At 61.7% G+C, this 21097-nt stretch carries 22 protein-coding genes; 5 read left to right on the forward strand and 17 right to left on the reverse strand.

What is annotated here, in order from left to right:
* Nucleotides 1–19: 19 nt before the first annotated feature.
* Complete coding sequence (locus BUS06_RS13565; RefSeq protein ID WP_074264726.1) at nucleotides 20–1243, reverse strand: MFS transporter; 1224 nt, start codon at nucleotides 1241–1243, stop codon at nucleotides 20–22.
* Between the two features lie 118 nt (nucleotides 1244–1361).
* On the opposite strand from BUS06_RS13565, the gene BUS06_RS13570 reads away from it, so the two are divergent.
* Nucleotides 1362–2336: a LysR substrate-binding domain-containing protein gene (locus BUS06_RS13570; protein ID WP_074264727.1), complete on the forward strand. Its 975-nt coding sequence runs from the start codon at nucleotides 1362–1364 to the stop codon at nucleotides 2334–2336.
* Nucleotides 2337–2389: 53 nt separating this feature from the next.
* Here the strand turns inward: BUS06_RS13570 and BUS06_RS37435 are convergent, their stop codons facing one another.
* Complete coding sequence (locus BUS06_RS37435) at nucleotides 2390–2749, reverse strand: hypothetical protein (RefSeq protein WP_143787516.1); 360 nt, start codon at nucleotides 2747–2749, stop codon at nucleotides 2390–2392.
* Nucleotides 2750–2943: 194 nt separating this feature from the next.
* Between BUS06_RS37435 and BUS06_RS13575 the strand changes: the two genes are divergently transcribed.
* A complete protein-coding gene (locus tag BUS06_RS13575) occupies nucleotides 2944–3363 on the forward strand; it encodes an NUDIX hydrolase (RefSeq protein WP_074264728.1) in 420 nt (139 codons plus the stop codon).
* Nucleotides 3364–3465: 102 nt separating this feature from the next.
* A complete protein-coding gene (locus BUS06_RS13580; protein WP_254368905.1) occupies nucleotides 3466–4107 on the forward strand; it encodes an MgtC/SapB family protein in 642 nt (213 codons plus the stop codon).
* A gap of 352 nt (nucleotides 4108–4459) precedes the next feature.
* Here BUS06_RS13580 and BUS06_RS13590 read toward each other — a convergent pair whose 3' ends face one another.
* The 13 genes from BUS06_RS13590 to BUS06_RS13650 form a co-directional block, all read right to left on the reverse strand.
* Complete coding sequence (locus BUS06_RS13590; protein WP_083611420.1) at nucleotides 4460–4765, reverse strand: hypothetical protein; 306 nt, start codon at nucleotides 4763–4765, stop codon at nucleotides 4460–4462.
* 94 nt (nucleotides 4766–4859) lie between these two features.
* A complete protein-coding gene (locus BUS06_RS13595; protein ID WP_074264731.1) occupies nucleotides 4860–5642 on the reverse strand; it encodes a nitroreductase family protein in 783 nt (260 codons plus the stop codon).
* Nucleotides 5635–6933 carry a 4-aminobutyrate--2-oxoglutarate transaminase gene (gene gabT, locus BUS06_RS13600; protein WP_074264732.1) on the reverse strand — a complete coding sequence of 433 codons (1299 nt, stop codon included), beginning with the start codon at nucleotides 6931–6933 and terminating at the stop codon, nucleotides 5635–5637. Before gabT ends, BUS06_RS13595 begins: the two co-directional genes overlap by 8 nt.
* Nucleotides 6930–8627: an NAD(P)/FAD-dependent oxidoreductase gene (locus BUS06_RS13605; RefSeq protein ID WP_074264733.1), complete on the reverse strand. Its 1698-nt coding sequence runs from the start codon at nucleotides 8625–8627 to the stop codon at nucleotides 6930–6932. The genes gabT and BUS06_RS13605 overlap by 4 nt, the downstream gene beginning before the upstream one ends.
* Nucleotides 8628–8691: 64 nt before the next feature.
* Nucleotides 8692–9228 (reverse strand): hypothetical protein, encoded by a 537-nt coding sequence (locus BUS06_RS13610; protein ID WP_074264734.1) that lies wholly within the window; start codon nucleotides 9226–9228, stop codon nucleotides 8692–8694.
* Entirely contained in the window at nucleotides 9225–10337 is a 1113-nt protein-coding gene (locus tag BUS06_RS13615) for a beta-ketoacyl synthase N-terminal-like domain-containing protein (RefSeq protein WP_074264735.1), read from the reverse strand. Before BUS06_RS13615 ends, BUS06_RS13610 begins: the two co-directional genes overlap by 4 nt.
* Entirely contained in the window at nucleotides 10334–11095 is a 762-nt protein-coding gene (locus BUS06_RS13620) for a hypothetical protein (protein ID WP_174567512.1), read from the reverse strand. The genes BUS06_RS13615 and BUS06_RS13620 overlap by 4 nt, the downstream gene beginning before the upstream one ends.
* 11 nt (nucleotides 11096–11106) lie before the next feature.
* Entirely contained in the window at nucleotides 11107–12513 is a 1407-nt protein-coding gene (locus BUS06_RS13625; RefSeq protein ID WP_074264737.1) for a class I adenylate-forming enzyme family protein, read from the reverse strand.
* Nucleotides 12514–12551: 38 nt separating this feature from the next.
* Entirely contained in the window at nucleotides 12552–12818 is a 267-nt protein-coding gene (locus BUS06_RS13630; protein WP_074264738.1) for an acyl carrier protein, read from the reverse strand.
* A gap of 46 nt (nucleotides 12819–12864) precedes the next feature.
* Nucleotides 12865–14109 carry a cation:proton antiporter gene (locus BUS06_RS13635; RefSeq protein WP_217272808.1) on the reverse strand — a complete coding sequence of 415 codons (1245 nt, stop codon included), beginning with the start codon at nucleotides 14107–14109 and terminating at the stop codon, nucleotides 12865–12867.
* Nucleotides 14110–14231: 122 nt separating this feature from the next.
* Nucleotides 14232–14948: an autoinducer binding domain-containing protein gene (locus tag BUS06_RS13640; protein ID WP_074264739.1), complete on the reverse strand. Its 717-nt coding sequence runs from the start codon at nucleotides 14946–14948 to the stop codon at nucleotides 14232–14234.
* Between the two features lie 483 nt (nucleotides 14949–15431).
* Nucleotides 15432–16655: an MFS transporter gene (locus BUS06_RS13645; protein WP_083611422.1), complete on the reverse strand. Its 1224-nt coding sequence runs from the start codon at nucleotides 16653–16655 to the stop codon at nucleotides 15432–15434.
* Nucleotides 16656–16661: 6 nt separating this feature from the next.
* Entirely contained in the window at nucleotides 16662–17054 is a 393-nt protein-coding gene (locus BUS06_RS13650; RefSeq protein ID WP_074264740.1) for a RidA family protein, read from the reverse strand.
* 90 nt (nucleotides 17055–17144) lie between these two features.
* Here BUS06_RS13650 and BUS06_RS13655 point away from each other — a divergent pair, with 90 nt between their 5' ends.
* Complete coding sequence (locus BUS06_RS13655; RefSeq protein ID WP_074264741.1) at nucleotides 17145–18059, forward strand: TrmB family transcriptional regulator; 915 nt, start codon at nucleotides 17145–17147, stop codon at nucleotides 18057–18059.
* A 623-nt stretch (nucleotides 18060–18682) separates the two neighbouring features.
* Entirely contained in the window at nucleotides 18683–19150 is a 468-nt protein-coding gene (locus BUS06_RS13660; RefSeq protein ID WP_074264742.1) for a GNAT family N-acetyltransferase, read from the forward strand.
* Nucleotides 19151–19181: 31 nt separating this feature from the next.
* Here BUS06_RS13660 and BUS06_RS13665 read toward each other — a convergent pair whose 3' ends face one another.
* A complete protein-coding gene (locus BUS06_RS13665) occupies nucleotides 19182–20162 on the reverse strand; it encodes an NAD-dependent epimerase/dehydratase family protein (RefSeq protein WP_074264743.1) in 981 nt (326 codons plus the stop codon).
* Nucleotides 20163–20242: 80 nt separating this feature from the next.
* Complete coding sequence (locus BUS06_RS13670; protein WP_074264744.1) at nucleotides 20243–21040, reverse strand: BPSS1780 family membrane protein; 798 nt, start codon at nucleotides 21038–21040, stop codon at nucleotides 20243–20245.
* Nucleotides 21041–21097: the final 57 nt, after the last annotated feature.

A 21097-nucleotide genomic window follows, 5' to 3' on the forward strand; every position in this document is an offset into this window, starting at 1 on the left:
CCAGCTTCACGAGCGGGACTCACCGTCTTTCCTCGACGGCCAGATGCGGGCGCAGTGCGAGCGCCAGCGGAAAGATCGCCAACGCGGTCAGGGCCGTGGCAAAAGTGGCGCCGTGTACGCCAATCCGGTCGCCAAGAAAACCGTAGATAACCGGCGAAATGGCACCCGACGCTATCGTGCCCGTGTAAAACAACGCGAATGCACGCTCAGTACGTTCGGGGGCCGCCATTTCCGGAACGGTTCCATAGAGCACCGAGGAAGTGCCGTTGAGCATCACGCCCAGAAGCGGCAGCAGCGCCATGGTGAGCGCCAGTGGGAGAAACATCACGGCGACGATGCAGGCTGCTGTACCGCCCTCGGTGACCAGCACCGTGCCTATCACGCCCATGCGTGCTCCAAGCCAGCCACAAGCGAACTTGCCGGCCGCACCGCCGATAAACACCAGCGCTAGCGCAGTCCCCACCATCGGCAGCGAGACGCCTTTTGCCTTGAGCAGGAACGGCAAAAAGGTGAGCAACCCCATACGCACGGCCGTATCGAGCACACCAATCGCGAACAGCAGGGAAAAACCGCTTCCCGCGGTGCTGCGACGGTGATCGGGCGCCTCTACGTCCACCGGCGCAGCGCGCGGGATAGACGGGAAAAATAGCGCGATGACCACAGCAATTACGCAGCCCAATGCGGACACCATCCACAACGCGTGACGCCACGGCATCATGGTCACGAGCAGCGAGATGGCGGCCGGCAGTGCGGATTTACCAACGTCCCCGGAAAAATTGTAGATGCTCAGAGGTCCTCGGGCGTTGCGCCCGTAGGTACGGGAGACGGCGCCCGAGGCGATCGGGTGTTGCGTGCTCGAACCGCTGCCCGAAATCGCCAAAGCCACGCACAGACCAAGCAGGCCGCCTGACATCCCGGCGACTGCATAGCCGAGCGCAGCCAGCAAAGTACCGAGGGCCAGCGTGGCACGGCTGCCCAGCCACTGCGCGAGGCGCCCGGCAGGCAGTTGGAGGGTAGCCATGGTGCCGGCATAAATACCGCGCAGGATCGCCAGGGCGGCAAAATCAAGACCAAAGTCCGCCTGCCACACGGGCAGCAACGCATAGATCATGTCTGTGTAGCCATCGTGCATCGCGTGCGCGACGCAGGAGAGCCACAGCACGCGCGAGCGTGACGGGGCGACCTGTCGACCCGCTGAGTCGGTCTGCTGTGTAAGCGACGGGGAAAAATCGGGCAGGCGCATATCAATCCTCTTGTCACAAGGCGAACCGGAAAGGCCCGTCGCCGTTGGGTGTTCAGGCTCCATGTGGCAATTTTATGACGGGGCGACGATGTACTTCAATTGAGCTAATATCGCGTCAATGGAGAGAAAAAGTCACGTCATGGGTAGAGACAGCGCCACTGCGAAGGGCTGGGACAACCTGCCGCCACTTAACGCGTTGCGCAATTTCGAAGCGGTAGCCCGGCACGGCAGCTTCGCCGGCGCCGCAGCCGATTTGCATGTCACGCACTGGGCCGTCGGAAAGCAGATCAGGCTGCTGGAAGACTGGTTCGGCTTACCGTTGTTCGAGCGTCGTCCTCGCGGCGTTGTGCTTACCGATGAAGGCGCCGCGCTGATGAGCGAAGTGAGCACCGCGTTCGAGCGCCTGGGCACCGTGGCGGCGCGGTTGCGCCACGAAGAATTTGCGCGCCGGGTATCGGGCATCGTGCGTGTGAACGTGCCGGCGAGTTTCGCGCTGTGCTGGCTGCTGCCGCGTCTGGCCGGCTTCCAGGCGCGTTACCCCGACATTGACGTGCGCGTGTCCACCACATCGCGCAAGTTGCGCTATATCGGCGACGCCTTCGACATCGGCGTTCGCTCCGGACCCGAACAAGGCGCTGGCGTCGTGTCGCGCACGCTGATGGCCGACTGGCGTCTGCCCGCCTGCAGCCCTGCACTGCTGCGCCAGCACCCCATAGTGGACGTGACCGATCTGCGCCATCACACCCTGCTGCATTCCGCCAGTACGCGCACAGCCTGGTCGCACTGGCTTCGGGAGGCAGGCGCGCCCGACCTGCGGACGGCCCGTCATGTCGAATTCGAGCACGTACACCTCCAGCTTGCCGCAGCCGTGGAGGGTCTGGGTGTCACACTGGCATCGCTGCCGCTGATCGCACGCGAGATTGCCGCAGGGCGTCTCGTGTGCCCGATTGCAGCGCCAACATGGCGCGCCGCCGACTACGCGCTTGTGATCAACGCCGATCGCGCCACGGACGGCGCAGTCGTAGCCTTTGAAGAATGGATCACATCGATGGCTGGGCAGAGTTCCGGGCAATCCGGGCAGGCCGGTCTGTGAGAGTGACTCATGGGCTTTGGCGAGGAGGGCCCTACGGGTGGTGCCGCGGGCCGTTATCCTTCTTCGTCGTGAGTCCGTCGTTTTGAGGACGTGTCCGTCGTGCCGTTACGCCCATGGTGTCGCATCTTGCCGAGTGCATTCGCAATGGAACCGCCGAGTTGTTGCAATTCCGATCGCATGTACCACGGCCACCATGCCAGGTGGTAGAGCCAGAGGATTATGCTGCGGGGCCCGCGAAGCCAATGTCGTGGGATTCCGTCAGCAGGAAATTCTTCCAGCGAGCGGTGGCCGACCGAGCAGGCGCCAAGTGTTAGCCAGAGCAGCGAAAGAATCAGCGTCGGGAGCGACGCAAGGCATGCCACTCCAAACACAGCCAGCGGCAGGCAGATCTCGAATGACGAGCGGGTTTTCATTGAATTTTCTCCCCGTCACAATAACGTCGGGAACAGAAGGCAGGCTGGCTCCTGAAGGATGAACTCCACTTCAGCCTTCTGGTCCCGGCAACTTCACTTTCATATCGAGTTAACGTGGCAGCCGTCGAACCCCATCGAGCGGAATGCCGCGCCATACGCTTCAAAGATAGCACCGGAACAAAGATCAGGTGACGATGAAAGAAAGAGCGACCGTGGTGTGCAGACAACACGACAAAATCCTCCTCGTGACTCGCGGCCGATCGCGCTGGTCGCTGCCGGGTGGCACGATCCGGCGCTCCGAGTCGCCAGTCGAGGCGGCGCGAAGAGAGCTATTGGAAGAGACTGCCCTCGGGATCGATGGCTTCTCGTTTCTGTTCCAGTTTGGCGGTCTAACCAAAAGACATCACGTGTTCCTCGTGGAGCTGCCGACGAACCTCACGCCCGCAGCCAGCAATGAGATCTCCCGGTGCCGCTGGATTCGGCCCAAACAGGTGTCCAACGTCATCACTAGCGTGCCGACCAGAGAAATTGTCCGGCTGCTCGTCAGTCACAAAAATGTCACAATAGCGGTCCCCGCCGTCGACCTCGATAGCAAAGCTGCTCCTAGCGCGTAGCTGCGAGGCTGTCCAGCCGCTCCGAGGCAACCATACGGCGCGACTTAACGTTTTGCGGACTTCATTGTGATAGGCAATTTCGAAATCCTGTCTCGCCTGCTTATGGCGGCCCTGCTGGGCAGTGTCATTGGTTTTGAGCGAGAGAGGCTGAACTGGGCCGCGGGTTTGCGTACACACATGCTGGTATGCGTCGGCGCGTCGTTGATGATGCTCGTGTCCGCGTTCGGCTTCGCAGACGCGCTGACTCAAAAGAACGTCGTACTGGACCCTTCGCGGGTCGCAGCCCAGGTGGTATCAGGCATCGGTTTCCTCGGCGCCGGATCGATCCTGCTGCGCGGCGAGGTTGTGCGCGGTCTCACAACCGCGGCCAGTCTCTGGTCGGTTGCAGGAATCGGACTCGCCGTGGGCGGAGGCATGTACACCGCAGCTATCGGCGCGACAGTCATTATCCTGATCATCCTTGCCGGGATGAAGCCGCTGGAGCGTCGCTTTATCTCCGTGCGGCAACAGCGCAACATCCAGCTACTGGCCGAGCGCGGAAGCGTTTCTCTGGACAGTCTGCATCGCGCACTTGGAACTGGAAGCGTCCGGGTCAAGCAGTTCATTGTTCAGCAGTCCGAAGACGACCCGGAGCTCGACGATGTGCAGATTGCCCTGTCTCGCGCGTCATCACCCGAGTTCACTGCGATCTGTACGCGGCTGGGAGCCATGCCAGGCGTGCGCGAGTGTCGTCACGAAAAGTAATGGCGGAACGGTTCATGATGCGAACGTATGAATATCAAGGGTTCACTCTTCAGGTATCTGTCGAGTCGCAATTCAGCTTACCGCCGATCACACGACTGGCAGGGCGTTCTGGGTACGTCGCGGTAGTCAGGGTCTTTCAGGCAGGAACGGCAGTTGCGATTTTTTCGCCTCTCCGATTCGGTGAGGCTGGCGGACGCCCGTTTGATACCGAAGTCAGCGCCCTTATGGGAGGCTATAGCGCTGCGCGGAAAATCGTGGATGACCTGTTTGGACGTGAAGTTCACTGATCTCGTGACAATGTATTTTTCCCTCACGTTCCCGTTCCGACCATCCGCTCCTGGTCCGGCAAATCCTACTTCTTGCCCTGCAGGGATGCCAGATAGGGCTGGACGATTTCGGAGCATCTGAATTCGCCAACGGCGCCGTCGTGGGATTCGGTGCATTGGACGAGGCTGTCGTCCTTCTGCAGCACGTAGGTGCGCACGGTCCTCGATGACTGTTGTCCGGGCGTGTCGAACGCCGAGACGAGCTTATAGCCGTTCATGATGACGTCATGGAGCGACGCCGGGATCGCGCGCCATTGCTGGTTAGGTGCGGGCTCGGCGGCGTGCGCCGTTAGCGCCACCGTGGCGAGCAGCGCAGTGCATAGAACTTTCATCGGTCTTGCTCCCATCTTGCAGTCTTGAGGGCATTGACTTTATCACTCGCCCGCCTTGCGTACCCAGCGCCTGCAACGCAAAACGCAACGGCTTTCAGGAGATGAAATGCTTCGACTCCAGAAATTCCCGCAACCGTCGCGAATCGGAGTGGAAGACCTCCGGGTCGTATTTCAGTGGACTTGAGTACAACTGCGCCATCGACGTGATCCCATGCAGTTCGAGCTTCGACCGCGCGGCCGTGGTGGACATGTGCCGCGGCCAGGCGCGCTGCTCGCGTTCGGCATAGCTCGCATCGATTTCCTCGTCGCTCGGGTCGCGGTAAAACTCTTCGTGAACCAGCGCGGACATCGGCAACCGGTCACGTTTGTCGGGATTTTCGTCCGGATACCCGGCGACAATCGTCGCCGCCGGCACGCAGGTATCCGGGAGATTCAGGGCCGCCGCGATGCCGCTCATCGCGGATAGCGTCGAGCCCATGTAGCAGACACCCAGGCCGCGAGCCTCGAATCCCAGACAGACGTTCTGCGCCACGATCATCGCGTCGCATAGTGCAATGTGATAGCCCATCAGATTGTTGAAATTGTCGCGTGCCGCACCTCGCGCGAGCCAGCGCCGCGTCCTGTAGCAGTCCGCAACAAAGGTCACCAGCAAGGGTGCCTGCAGGATCATCGGCTGTCGTGCATGCAGCTCGTATAACTGCTGTCTGCGCCGTGCATCCTGTGTCAAAACCAGCGAGACGTTGTTCAGATTCCCGGACGACGAAGCCCCTGCCATTGCGTCGGCACATACCGCGTCGATCAGTTCACGCGCAATCGGGTCCTGCTTGTAACGCCGGATCGAGCGATGTCCGTTGAGGAGTCTGGAGAGGTCAGTCATGGCGTCCAGGCTCCGGTCGGCACAGCGTCGAAAAGCACCGGTCGAGGATGCGCAGCCCCGCTTCCAGCGTCCGCAGCTCGACCGTCAGCGGTGCCAGCATACGCAGGACGTTGCCGTGTGTCCCGCCCGCGAGCAACAGCAGTCCCTCATCGCGCGCCGACGTCACAAGCTTGCTGGTGAGGTCTTTTGCCGGCTGCCCGTCGGGCGTGCGCAACTCGACGCCGATCAGCGCCCCGAGTCCTCGCACGTCTGCAATCAACGGATAGCGTTGCTGCATCGCCAGCAGCGCCGTACGCGTGATCTCGCCAACCTGACGGGCGCGCCCCAGGATCTGCTCCCGCTTCATGACGTCGAGTACGGCCAGCGCGGCCGCACAGGCCAGCGGGTTACCGGCGTAGGTACCGCCCAGGCCACCGGGCCCCACGGCGTCCATCACACTGGCGTGGCCCGTCACGCCCGCGAGCGGTAATCCGCCGGCCACCGATTTACCGAACACCAAAAGGTCCGGCGTCGCTCCCATCTGCTCAACCGCGAAAAAGGTACCCGTGCGGCCGGCACCGCTTTGCACCTCGTCGGCAATGAGCACAATCCCTTCACGGTCGCACAACGCACGCAACTTCGCGACGAATCCAGGCTGGGCCACCTGTATTCCGCCCTCGCCCTGCACCGGTTCGAAGATGATCGCGGCAATGTCTTCGGCGGCAGCGTCGTTTCTGAAGATGCGTTCAATGCTGCCAAGCGCCGCGTCGACGTCGATGTTGTTCAGCGCGTCCGGATACAGCGCGCGGTAGACATGGCCTGGCATGAGGCCCATTCCTGACGCGTAGGGTGCCACCTTGCCGGTCATTGCCAGGGCCATTAGCGTGCGGCCATGATAGGCGCCGGTAAAGGCAATCACACCGCTGCGTCTCGTATGCGCGCGGGCGATCTTGATCGCGCTTTCAACGGCTTCGGAACCCGTGCTGAACAGGGCAGTCTTTTTAAGGCCATCGCCCGGCGCCAGCGCATTGATCCGCTCACATACCGCAACATAGGACTCGTACGGCAGCACAGCGAAACAGGTGTGAACGAAATGGCCCAATTGCCGCTGGACCGCTTCGACGACATCCGGGTGAAGATGCCCCGTATTCAGCACGGCAATGCCGCTCGTAAAATCGATGTACTCGTTACCGTCGATATCCCAGATGCGGTCGTTTACCGCCCGCGCCGCAAAAATCGGATGTGCCTGGTTGACGCCGCGCGCAACCGCGGCCTGCCGGCGGCTGAGCAGCGTTTCGTTGGTGACGCTCATCGGCGCGCCCGGATTTCTGCGAGACGTTCGTCGGCACGCGCGGCAAGCGCTAACCGGTCGCCGTAGCGATAGCGGTCGAGGAACTCGAACGGCCGCGCGTTCGGACCACGCGCGAGCTTCGCCGCGAGGCCGTCGGGTGCGTGGTTCGCCCAGTCCAGTAGCGACTTCGCAAATTCAGCCGTCGGTCGCGAGACGTAACGGTTGGCAAGGTCCGAGAAGTCGAGCGGCAGGTGCTCGCGGTTCTCCACATACAAACCGTGTAACGTGGCTATGGTTTGCGCTTCACCGGTCTCGCCGCGCTTGAAGCGTTCCATCGCCGAGCACGCGGCGTCGAACATCCGCTCGTAGCGGTGGCTTTCAATCGACAGGTGACCCGGATAGGTCGCGTTATCAAACGCCGCGTCCAATGCTTCGTTATCCCGATCAGCCAGATAGTCGGCAAGAATCCGGCGCAAACGCAGCACGCCGATATAGCTGCCGCTCAGCCAGAGGCGGAACCATGCATTCCATAGCGGAAACGTCCGGAACGCGGTGTACGAGTTGGCAACGAGGCGGTCGTTGATGCGTACGACTTCGAGGCTGTAGCGCTCGAGCGGCAACAGGTCTTCACGCTGCCAGCGGTCCGCCTGGAGCGATTTCAGCAGAGTCGGTGCCAGTCGCGCGATCGATTCGAATGTGTTGACCAGTCCTCGCGAGAACAGTGGATCGACGAATCCCACGGCATGTCCGAGCAGGCAATACCGGTCGCCGACCGTCTCGCGACTCGTGTAGTTCAGGCGCGGTGCAACGGTCCATTCCCGAACGCGTGAGGCGTTTTTGAAGTGTTTTGCCACCGATGGATGGTCGGCCAGAAACTGCTGGAATTCGCGTTCCGGATCGCGGCTCGCGGGGCCGTGCCTGTCGATATCGAACTGCAGTCCGACGCTGCACAGCGGATTGGTGCTGAACGGCTGATTGTTGAACGGGATGATCCACAGCCAGCCGCAGTCGAACATGTGATGCAGCGTAGTCTGTGACAACGCAGTCGGCGAACCGTGTGTCTCGATCGGTGCGATCACATCCTCGTAAAGGTCGACGTTGACCATATGCGTGAACAGCGAGCGCGTGTTTGCCTGCATCGGCCGGGCGCCTTCGCGCAGTTGCAACGCGTCGGCGAGCGGCGCGCGGAAACCCGCGGCGTCGACTACGAAGCGTGTGTGCAGGCGCTGACCGTCGGCAAGTGTCAGCGTGACGCCCTCCCCTGCGACGTCAATGGACTGGATACGTGCCTGCTGCCTGATAACCGTGCCGAGACGGGCCGCAAGCGCGACATAGTACGCATCGATATCCTGACGAAACAGGTGGGCTTCCGGCGCGAGCACCGGGGTCGACACCACATCGGCTATATCGTGTTCCTTGCGAAAGCCGTTCCATGCGAAGCTGAAGGCCAGTTTGACACCCGCCGCCGAGGAGCCGATATGCCGGTTGATCTCGGCAATGTTGCCCGGATAGGCCAGCTCGGGGATGCCAAAACGCTCCGCCATCAGTTCAAGCAGCACGGCGCTTTCCGGCACCATCGACTCGCCGACCGCGAAGCGCGGGTGCGTACCCGCGTCCAGCACGACGACGTTCACGCCGTTTTTGGCGAGAATCGCGGCAAGCATCGAACCCGAAATGCCAGAACCGATGATGGCAACGTCATGATCGTAATTCATAGTTTGCATTCCTATATATAGGCGTTACATCTGGTAATGTGGAGAGTGTGTTCGACCGCTCGCTTCAGCCGAGGTCAAGCCTTCTGATCAACGTGCCGGTCACCCGGATGTCCGCTGCCGCCTCGAAATCGGCCGCGACGAGGATCAGATAGCGTGCGCTGCCCTGCCCCAGCCATCGCGCGGCGAGCACGTCGACTAGCGTCCGTGCGCTGGCGGCCGGCATCGTAAGGTTCATGGTGGGTCCGCGAAAGCCGAAGCGGGTGCAACAGATCGAAAGCGCGGCGCCAGCGTTCGCGTTGATGAATGCCGCGGGCGACACCCGGCCGTTGCGGCTCATATCGGCTATCACGCGCTGCGCAATGGCTTTCGGATAGGCGCTGCCGTAGTGGATCATGCCGACGTGGTCCCTATGCGGCTCAAGCCGGGCACGGTTCGCGCGGTAGAGCGCTGCGACCGAGTCGAGCACGGGCCATACCGTCGGATCAGCGTTCCTGAGACCGTTCCCGATTTCAGGATCGAGTTGCTCGTAAGCCATGCTCCTACGTTCGCAGCTGTCGACGATGGCGTAACCGCGCGCCCACGCCAGGGTCTCGCCTGTCATGCCACTGCCCCCTGAAAAACCAGACTGGTGTTGAAGCCGCCAAAGCCGATCGTAAGACTGAGTCCATAGGCCGTGCTGATCGACCCAGGACGGCCCATCGGCATGGGCAGCGAGAAACCCGCGATGGGTTCTTCCAGTCCGTGTATGGGAGGTATCACCTGTTGCTGCAGGGCGAGAATCAACGCGATCGCCTCGATCGCGCCAGTTGCCCCGAGCGAATGGCCAAACGCTCCCTTCGTCGCAAAGATCGCGGGCCGCGAGTGGCCAAACAGCGCGAGATATGCGGCGCTCTCGATCCGGTCGTTGGTCAGGGTTCCTGAGCCATGCGCATTCAACACGCCAATATCCTCGTAGCGCAGCCCGGCGTTTTTCAGCGACCGCTCGATGGCGAGCCTGATGCCGTTGCCGTCTTTGTCGGGCGCGGTCAAACCCGCTGCATCGTTGGATGAGCCTGCGCCGCGCAGGATCGCGAGCGGCCGCACCGGACGATCGCCGCGCCGTTCGAGGACCAGAAAGCCAACGCCCTCGCCGAGAATCGTGCCGTCGTGACGGTGATCGAAGCTGCGCAACGTGGTCGACGACATGGTGCCCAACGCAGAATGCGCGAGGCGCTTGGAGTCTCCCAGCACGTCTGCGCCACCGCAAATGCAGCGGTCGGCAAGTCCAGCGCGGATCAGCTCGGCGCCAAGCAGAAGAGCATCCGATCCGGAGGAGCAGGCAGTGGACAACGCAACCGCTTCGAGTCCGAATCCGTCGGCGATCTCCTGCACCCAGCGCTCGAGCGGTTCAGCGGCGGCAAGCGGGTCGTCAAGCCGCGCGCCGAAGCTCGTCCCTACAATCAACCATGTGCGCGCCGCCTGACGCGGTAGATCCAGTTGCGCATGCTCCGCCGCGGCAGCAACGGTTTGCCGGGTGAGGTGCTCGAGGGTGTCGCGTGCGTCGGCGCGGTCTGCCAGCGGAATCTTCGCCACCCGGTCGTTCTTCAGTTCATGCGGCGAGGGGGACGGCTCAATCCCAGTCTCGCCGTCGAGCAGCCGCTGCCACACGCCTGATAGCGTGCGGCCCAACGCGGTGTGCCAGGCCATACCTGTGATCGCGAGTTCGCTCATGGCGCATCTCCTTGCGCCGGCATGCAGGCAAGGCTCGCGTCATTACGCGGCACGTGTTCTGTGCGCCTCGCCTGACCGTAGATGCGTAGATACTCGTCAGGCTTGTCGCTGTCGATGGGGTTCGGGTAGAAACTGTCGTTTATTGCCTCCCCCATCAGCGAAATCGTCCGCGCGAAGGGTTCGCTTTGCAGCCAGTTATCGCTAACCAGAAAGCGCGGTTCCACGTCCGCTTTATCGAAGCCAGGAAGTTGATCAGGGCGCACGAATTTGCGGCGCGACTTGTCAAAGACCTGCCGGTACGCGGAGGAATCGAAGTAGCGAATCCGTCCGCCAGTCACCAGCGCATTCAAGGAGTGCCACGGTTGCGGCAGATACAGGTAATTGACGTAGATCTTGCGGATCGCATAGACCGGTTGCGCGAGCAATGCGCTGACGAGCGTGCCCGCCACATCGCTCATCTCGGTGCAGAAACACGGCAGGCGCGGACGGTCCGGTTCGATAAATGCGCTCAGATAGTCACCGAGGGAGAGCGACGGAATCACCTCGTCCCGATAGCGCGCGTAGACCGCTTCATGCGCGGGCCATTCCACGCGAGGATAGGTCAGGCGTACAAGATTGGCCGGCCAGGTTTTGAAAACCTCCGGCTCCTGGGTGATATGGCACATGTGTAGGGGAATAATCTGCAGCACGTCCTCGATGGCTTTCAACTCGTACCTCGCGATGATTGCGCGAGTCAGCTCGTCAATGTCCCGATTCACGGTACACATCCTCATTTGTAAAATTCGTACTGCTGCCGGTTCACCGGTGTCAGCGTCAGGCTGCTTGGGCGTTCGATATGCTTTAACCCCTTCATGATCTCCGCCTTCATCGCGTCGGCCTCGGCCGGCCCGACCAGCAGATCGTCCACCGTGATCTCAAGAAAATATCCGTCGACGGTATCGGCACGCCGGATCGATCGCGTCTTGCAGGTCAACACGCCTGGCAGCGCACGGCAGAACTGCTTGATCGCAGCCAGGTTCACTTTCTCGTCGTTCAGCACGATGAAGTCCGATTTCCGGTGCTTGAAGAAGAGATGACCGTCCTCGTCGATTTCGAAAATGTCGCCGGTTTTCAGCCACGTCTGTCCATCCATTTCGACCAGCGGACTCAGGGCGTTGCGGCCAATCTTCCGCTTCAGAAGCGTGTCCGAATGGACGAGAAGTTCGCCCTCCTGCGCCGGTCCGTCCACGTCGAGCAGGCGCACGAGGGTGCCGGGCATCGGACGGCCGACGGAAGCGAACCGCTTTGCGTTCGCCTCGTGAGCGCGCCCGGTCGAGACGCGCGGCCCCGCTTCGGTGACGCCGTAGGTCAGGTAAAGTTCTTTGCCCGGATAACGCTGGACGAAGGCCGCCGCCTGCTCGGGTGCAAGGAAGTCGCCCCCCACTGTGAGCGCGCGGACGGTCTCCGGCAGCGCGGCAGCGGAATGCGCGAGCAAGGTCCGCATCAGGACCGGCGTTACGGAACTAACCGTGACCCGATGGCGCGCCAGATCCGTGACGTACTGCGAACCGATGAACGGCGGCCCGCTGATAACCAGCCTCGCGCCACACTCGATGCTCGCGATTGCCTGGGCAACCAGCGCGAACGAGTAATAGAGCGGCAGGTTGATCAGCATCGTGTCCGTCGCACCCAGGTTGATCTCAGCCGCATGTTTGTGTGCATTGGCCCTGAGCGAGTCGAAGGAGTGCACACAACCGCTGCTGAAGTGCGAGGAGGTGCCCGAGGTGGTCAGGATCACTTCGCCCGGCTCGGTGACCGGTTTCGCAAGCGTGCGGAAGAAGCCGACTTCCCAACCCGCCTGCCGGTTGACCGCTTCAATGTGCAGTTCCTTGCACAACTCCTCACCCAGCCGCGGCCTGACGACAGCAACGGCGCCAAAGTCTTCCGCCATCTGACGCAGACGCAGAACGGGTGTGGCCGGCGGCAGCATCGCGGGCACATAGCCCGCTGCCACTAGCGCGAAGAAGAGCTTCAGCAGGTTGCGGCCGTTAGGCATGCAAATCAGCACCGCGGCCCCTTCCGGCAGAGCACGTGCCCGCAATCCGGCAATCAGCTGCCCGGGGGCCGCCGCATCGCTTTCCGGCAACGCGACGCTCGATGTTTCGGTAATCAGATGATCGAAGTCCGTTATATGCATAGGTATCCAAATTGTTAAACCTGGAGTCTGGTTTGAGACTAGAGCGCGCTCAGCTTCGTCAGAAGAAATCCGGACAGCACGTCACAGTTCAGGAAGTTGTCCGGCACGAAATCGTTCTCGTCGATCCTGATTCCGAACTCCTCCTCACACTGGTAGCGAAGTTCGATAAAGCCAACGGAGTCGATCCCGACTACGGACAGGAAGCCATCGGTCAGGCCGATGCGATCCGGTGAAATATCCACGTCAAGGCGTGTTGCGACGATGTTGCGAAGACGCTCGACAATCTCTTGCCTGCTTACGTTCATGGTTACCTTCAGGAAAGGAAGACTGGATTGAAGATCACGCAGCCGTCTAGAGTTGCGGATCCGCCAACGGTTGATTTCCCGCCCGCATGCGTCGGCGTACGAGGGGCGTCGTCATTGCAGTAGTGACGAGAGCAAACAGAACCAGCATCGTGTAGACCCTGGGCGGAAGAATCCCCAGTTGCAGTCCAATCGAGAGCACGATGAGTTCCATCAAGCCTCTCGCATTCATGAGCGAACCGATGAAAGCCGCGTCGCCCGGCGCGAGGCCGCAGATCCGCGCGGCAAGATAGGCGCCGCCGAACTTCCCGGCAAATCCTGCCCCCAGGAACACGCAGAGCCAGAACCAGGCGTTGCCCCCTTCGATCAGGGAGATCGATGTGTGCAGTCCCGCGTACGAGAAAAAGACCGGCATCAGAATGGTGCGAAGGAAGCCGCCGAACCATCTGTCCCATTGTTCCCGCACGGCTGGGACGTCGCGCAGGAGCATCCCGGGAAGCAGCGCGCCGAAGGCGCTGTGAAAGCCCAGACTGGCAGTGATGCCGGCCGATACCATGACAAAGCACGTGACGATGGTGAACACGGCCTGCATATCGTTGCGTTGCGCCGCCCGTATCAACATGGGTTGAACCGCGTAACGCGTGATGACCACGCACCCGATCGAGTACAGCGCAATGCCACCGAGGGCAAGCGTCAGCTCGCCCACGCCGTTGTGCACATGTGCTATTGACGCAACCACGGCCAGCAGCATCCAGCCCGCCACATCGGTCAGCATGGCGGCCGAGAGCGCAGTCTTCGCCAGCGGATTCGCATTGAGCCCGAGATCGACAACGATACGCACCATCACCGGCACCGCGGACACCCCCAGCGCAACGCCGCAAAACAGCACATACGGAACGGTCGGAAAGCCTGGCGCCAGGACGTCCTTCGACCAGAGCGCTACTGCCACGCCGAGAACAAACGGCATCACGAGTCCCATGGCCGCGATCAGTCCGGGCAGGCGCAATCCGGCACCCAACCGGGCCGCGCCGCGCCGCTCCGGAGCGTGAAGGTGCATGCCGATCTCGAACATGAGCAGGACAATGCCCACTTCGCCTAGCTGAGACATGCTCGATGCCGAACTCACCGGGAAGATGAGGTCGTGGATACCCGGGTCGAGCGCCCCGAGGACAGAAGGTCCCAGTAGAAGCCCCGCCGTGATTTCGCCAACCACCCGGCATTGACCGACGCGCTCAGCCAGATAGCCGCACGCATGACACGCCAGGATGATGATTGCGAGCTGGAGAAAGTACATTGCGATCTGGTGTCGGAGACGAGTGAAGCCCGAGGCAGAAAGTAGCGCGAACGCACGTAGCCCGGCAGCTCCAGGAAATGGGAGGGGTGCAGCGCAATGCCGCGCGATCCGGCGCTCCGCGCCTAGCCGATGAGCCCGAGAACAGCGGCTCTTACGGCCGCGTGCGTCTTGCTGACCGCACCCAGCTTGCGCGTGGCATTGGTGATATGAAAAATGCAGGTGGACTCCGCGATGCCCAGAATCGCTCCGATTTCCGACGCGGTTTTTCCTTCGGCAGTCCAACCCATGACCTCGCGCTCGCGGGACGAAAGGTGTGGCATGCCTTCCGTGAACATGGCCGGCAACAACCTTGCGCCGAGGCTTGCGTGGACGAAGTGCGCAAGCCAGATCATCGGACACTCCGTAACGGCCAGTTCATCCGGGTAAATCGGATGGGTGTCCCGCGCCAGCGTGAACCACGTGATGGCGCCGAACTGACTGCGCAGCGACATCGACCATCCGTAGCGGATACCGTGCGCCTTGGCCTCGTCCCAGTATTGCCGCTCGGACGAAGGCGCTTCAGCCGTCCATATCAGCGGAACCGACGACACCTTGCAATGGCGCAATATCGGATCTATCTCGACGTAGCCAGGCGTGCGGTATCGCGATTGCCACGACGGCGGATAGTTACCGCGGACCTCGATGGCCGGGCGCGACACGGAGACCGGCAAGCGAACCCCGAACATCCAGAAGTCGAAACTGAGCGCCTTGGCGCTATCGGTAATTTCTCTGTCCAGCTCTTCGTCGGAAATATCGTGGCCGGCGACACGTTGTAGCTGTTCCTCGTACCACTTACGCATGGGAATCCTCTCCGAAAACATGAAATCCGGAGAGAGCGCGGCAACCGGGGCGGGTCGGGCTTACAGAGGGAGAAGGCGCAGTAAAACGATGAAACGCTTTTGCGCAAGAAATGCCTGTTCAGCGCGCATGCAAATAGTTAGTCAGGTCAGCATCGATAGCCGAACCCATTCCTATGCCTTGAATTGAGCGTGATTAGCCATGCGCAGATCAGGAGGATGCCGACTTCAGCCCTGGAGATTCCCTTTCCTCACTTACGCAAGGCTGGAAATCCGGCATGGCTTCGCCCCATTGCCGGGCCTCCACACAAACACAAACCCGGCGAGCGGAGCAACGCAAGTCGTGACACACCCTTCCCCGTCATTGGCCTGATTTACCTGCTTATGAAATCATTGGAGGGCGGCTTTGACGCCCAGCGAGTCAGAGCGTAGCGCGGCCACGTCATTTGTGCTTCGGATTCGCCCGTGCCACGCCGCTGCAGCGTGCTATTCGAGCGCCGGTTCACCGCGTCGCCGTCCACCGAGATGATGAGCACAGGTGATCACGAAACCCAGCGCTGACATTGCGATGCCTACCGTGCACACCAGGTCCCATCCGTAACGGGCGAACAGCAACGGCCCGAGCACGGAGCCCAGCGCGCCAGCGGCGTAATAGAAAAACATGTACACGCTATAGATGCGACTGCGCGCATTGACATCGATCGCCAGCAAGCGGGTCTGATTGGCCACCTGTGCAGAAAAGCAGCCGACATCGAAGAGCACCAGGCCGATTGCCGTTCCCGCTATGGATGAACGGGCGACGAGCAATATCGCCACGCCCGCGAGCACCGACGCGAAACCGCACGCTATGACCGGCCGGTACCCGAACCGGTCCGCCGCACGCCCTGCCGCGCGGGTGGCAAACAATCCCAGCACGCCGGCAAAACTGAACATACCCGCCTGGCCGGCATTCAGATTGAGCGGCGCGCCGGCTACGGCCAATACGAGGGTGACCCACAGCATGCTGAAAACGAAAAACCAGCACGCTCCAACGATCACGCCTTCCTGCAATAGCCGATACCGGAATAGCACCGAGGGTAGCGACCTGAGCAAACCGAGGTAACCGTGCTCACTGCGCTGCACGTCTCTGGACAGCAGGCGATGCGTGAGGCAAGCGAGCAGAAACGATGCAACCCCGAACAGCATCAGCATCGTGCGCCAGCTTGTGGCCTGCGATAGCAGGCCACCCACAAACCGGCTCAGCAGGATGCCCGCGGATATCCCCATCCCCACCGTTCCCACCGCGCGACCACGCGACTCCGGCTTCGAGGCGCGAAACGCGACTGTGGCCAGGTGAACCGCGTTGGTTGCCATCGCACCGATCACGCAGCCCGCGATGGTCAGCGCAGGCAATGTCGGCGCGTACCCCGCCGCGATCAACGCCATGGCCAGCACCGCGAATTGCCAGGAGACGATTCGCGCGGGAGAAACCTTGTCGCCAAGCGGAACCAGCAGGACGATACCCGCCATGTAGCCGGCCTGCATGCTGCCGGCGACGATGCCCATGGCCGTGAGCGGGAGGTGGAAACTCTCTGCGACAGCGGGAAGAGCCGGCTGGAGCGCATAGTTATTCGCGATGGCCACGCCCGCGGCCATCGCGATGAAGGCGGTCAGCCACCGATGCGGCGTTTCCCGTCCGCCCCTGGCGCTCCCGCGCGGGACGCGATTCATGGCCGCTTACCAGGCCGAATCGCTTTTGACTGCCGTGATTTCGATCTCGACCAGAATCTTCGGATCGACGAAAGGCAGCACGTGCAGCAGCGTCAATGCTGGACGAACATCGCCGAACACTTCTCCATGAGCGCGGCCCGCGTCCTGCCAATGAGCAATGTCAGTGACGTACACGCGGCTTTGCACGACGTCCTGGTACCCAAAGCCGGCATCGGTCAACACGGTGCCGAGCTTGTCGAGAATGGTTTTGGTCTGCGTATACAGATCGTCGCCGACGATTGAACCATCCGGTCCGCTCGCCGCCGTTGCCGACACGTACAGCGTGTTGTCTGACTGGATGGCGCGGGAATATCCGATGGACGCTTCCCAGCTCGAACCCGACGAATACCGTTTTTTCATGCTGCGCTCCTTGTATTGCACCTCGAGTAAATGGCTACACTACCTCGGTAGTGTACAAGGCCAATATGACATGTGCTAGTCTCACGCGATATGACTACACAGATTCCCGCCGAGCTGATATCCGCGCTGATTCGCCTCGGCTTCTCACAATACGAAGCGCAAGCTTATTGCGCCCTTCTGCAACGTTCGCCGATGAATGGCCACGAGGTCGGCAAGCTCTCCAGCGTGCCGCCGTCGAAAATCTACGAGACGCTTCAACGTCTGGATACCAAGGGTGCGGTTCTCATGCATCGGTCGGAACCGGTCCGGTATGCGGCGGTTCCGTATGCCGAGGTGCTGGCGCGACTGCGGGAGCGCTTCGAGGGCGATATCGAACTTGTCAACGAGGGACTGTCGTCGCTACCTGCGGCGCGTGAGCTCGGACTTGTCTGGTCGCTGCGCGACAGAAACGCAATCATCAGAGCATTTCAGACCACGATAGACAGTGCGCGGCAAACCCTGTTCGCGGCGATCTGGGACGAGGAAATGGAACCGCTGCGCGATGCGATCGAGGCGGCCTCGGCGCGTGGCGTCGATGTTCATGTGGCGATCTATGGGACTGCAACGCTGAATGGCCCCCGGTTTTACGACCTGCGCGAATGCGGCGCAAGCGCCCGGGCCAGGCTCGAAGGCCGCCGGTTGGCCGTTGCCGTGGCGGATGAGCAGGACGCCATCACCGCGGAGTTCGGGCCGTCCGCCAATGAGGAAGCGGTACTCACTACTAATCAGGTCATCAGCCTCCTCGCCATTGAGTACGTCAAGGCCGACGTCATGGGCCGCATCCTGATTAACTCGATGGGCCCACGGGCCTTCGAGAAAGCCCTCAACAGCGATTTGATGCAGGCGCTCCTGGCAGCCAGGACCGTTCAGTTACCCAAACAGAAAAACAAAACCGCCGCGCCTGCATCCACAGTCAGACGGAAAAGTCCGGCGCGAGCGTCGGGAAACCGGACCGACAAGACGTAGGCGGTCGCGGTGTTCTCAAGGTCTTTGCCATGAGGGTGCGTTTCATCAGACCTCCCTGCGCCACCACTGATTGCCGGCAACAAACCTGGCTCGTCTGATCGCCCGCGACTCTGGGCCCGCTGACGGCACTCTCCCTTTTGCCGGCCCAGGTAAGGTCCTCTGAAAAACGAGATAACCACCTAGTAAAAGGCGCCGAAGACCATTACACTACGCTGGTAGGGCATATACCCTACTTCAGTAGTGAAGTTAAAAGTAAGTCAAAAAAAACCGACCCATAAAGGGTCGGTGGAAAGATTCTGGCCTATTTCGAGGGCCGGGCCAGAACCTGAGAGACTGGTAGTATGGCATTACACGGTGTCATTTGCGGGTAAATCTTCTATTTACCCGCCGCGAAGCGGCCGGGTTGTGACTGGACACAGTGAGTGTCTTGTCACAACCCGGCCGCTTCTCGTTTGCCTCGCTAATCCGGGCGTGCCCGGCAGATTATCATAGCGCCGGAACCCGATAAGGATAATCCCCGCGCGGTATTGGCTCAGGCTGCATTTCAGAATCTTACGCAGCAAGACTTCGCTGACCGCTATCATTGCGACGATCGAATCCGTAGACGAAAGACTTTCTCCTCAATGAACATCGCCATCGAAGATCCCGCCCAACCCGACATCATTGCCCTGCTCGAACATGGCGACGCCGAAGCCGCGAGCCTGTACCCGGCAGAGAGTAACCATCTGTTGCCGATCGACGCATTGCGCGAACCCAGCGTGCTCTTTCACGTGGCGCGCGACGCAGCCGGCACAGCGCTGGCGACCGGCGCGGTGGTCCTGAAAGGCGACTGGGCGGAAGTCAAACGCATGTGGGTGGAGCCGCAGGCACGTGGCCAGGGACTCTCAAAGACCATGCTCGCGACACTCGAGCTCAAAGCCCGTGCGCACGGGGTGCGCTGGCTGCGCCTTGAAACCGGCGTCGACAGTCATTCGGCCCTCGGCCTCTATCGACGTGCGGGCTTTGTCACTCGCGAGCCGTTTGCGGATTACCGTCCCGATCCGTTGAGTGTGTTTATGGAAAAGGATTTGTCCCTGAAGACGCTGGTGTAACAGCACGCGCGGCCGAACTGCCGCGCAGACTTTAACGCACCAGCAGACGAGCGAGCGTTGCGCGCTCTTTCTCCGTGCTCAAGGTCTGGACACCCAGCGGCGAATCCGCTGCGGCGCCGGATTCCCAGCACCATTGAAGCGTGTCCCCAATAGTTTGCGCCACCGGGCGGAACGTAAGCCCCTGCCCGAGCGCGCGCCGATTGTCTGCCTCGAAGATCCCGCCGGCTTCGGCATCGTCTTCAGCGATCCATAGCGGCAGTTCGGTCCAGCCTTCGATCTCCGCGGCGCGAACCTCGTCGTCCGGAGTCCATATGAGCTCGGCGTCGTTTCCGGCTATCCGCACGCACTCGTCGAGGAACTGTCCCATCGTCAGCGTGGCCTGTGGACCCACCGCGTGATAGACGCCGGCAACGCGATCCTCCGCGAGGCGGACCGACCACTCGGCAAGATCTCGCGCATCGATAAACTGAACCGGCCGCTCGCGACGCCCAGGCGCCAGGACCTGTCCACCCGCCGCGACCCGGCACGGCCAATAGGTAAAACGCCCGGTGGGGTCGTATGGACCGACAATCAGCCCCGGCCGCACCACCGCGGCCCGGCCCGGGATGGCCGCCAGAAGCGCCTCCTCCGCGCGCGCCTTCAGTGCGCCGTAGCCCTCATGACCCGCAATCACGTCCGTGCTTTCATCGTAGCGGCGCTTCGGCGGATACGTGCCGTACACGGAAATGGTCGACACGAACGTGTAGTGTGCGGGCGGCTCACCAAGCGTCGAGAGCAGCAGATCGATCTGCTCGGGACCGTAAGCCGACGGGTCGATGACCGCGTCGAACCGGCGGCCCGCCAACGCCGCCAGATTCGTGTTCCGGTCGCCGGTCAGCTTTTCGGCTGCCGGGAACAACGTGGGATTCCGAAGACCGCGATTGAACAGCGTCACCTCGTGCCCCCGCTCCAGGGCCGCCTCGGCAATATGGCGGCCAAGAAACAAGGTTCCCCCCATGATCAGCACTCTCATGCTCGCTCCATCGCCACATCAGGATCACTACGCTCATGCAACATCATCGCAGATGCGTGCTGCGCACATCCACCTCCGGCTTACCGGCCGATAAACACGTCGCGGTAAGCGCCGTAGATCGACAGCAGCGGCACGGCAGTCAAGACCGGCGTGAGCACCAGGGCGCGCAGGGCCAGCGGGACCATCGGTGCGAACAGTACGGCGACGGTCATCGCCGCAAAGTACATCAGCGTCACGGGCCAGTTACGTGCGGCACCGCTGAGGCTTGCGATCATGGCGTCATGCGGGGTCATGTCGTGCAGCATCACCAGAGCCGGTGCGAAGCAGGCCGAGGCGATCGCGACGGCGAAGATCGACGCGCCGAGCAGCGATTCGAGCGCACCGCGCACGCCATGGTCGCCGCCGTAGCTCATTGAAAAGTTGTGCACGCCGGCTGCCGTGACCGACATGTTCAGCGAGACATGGAACGTTGCCAGCAGGATCAGATAGCCCACGGCGACAATCGCTGCGCCGTACAGCCCGATCACGCACAGCGAGTTGCTGCGCCGCGCCAGCGCCGCGAACATCTCACGCACCGATACGGGTTCGCCCTTGCTGGCGCCGTCCTGCACGAACATCAGGCCGCCGACCGCGAGCGGCGCCAGCAGCACCGCCAGCGGGCGCAGCAGCGGCAGAAAACCCAGCAGCGTCGCGAAATCGGCGCAGATCAACAGAACGCTCAGCCACAGCACCGGCTGCATGCTCAGGGCGCGTACGCCGCTCACCAGCCAGTCGGCGATATGCAGGGGATTGACCTCTCTTCCACCGGAAAAAGGCAGTGCCGGCGCACGATGGAGACGGGTTTGCTTAGAAACGTCGCTCGGATAATCGATGTTCATGACAGTTTCCTCAGTTATAGCGAAAGGTTTATACGTACTACTAAGGGTTCGGCAATT

Origin of the sequence: Paraburkholderia phenazinium, from assembly GCF_900141745.1 — a bacterium.
In the GTDB taxonomy this organism is placed as follows: Bacteria; Pseudomonadota; Gammaproteobacteria; order Burkholderiales; family Burkholderiaceae; genus Paraburkholderia; species Paraburkholderia phenazinium_B.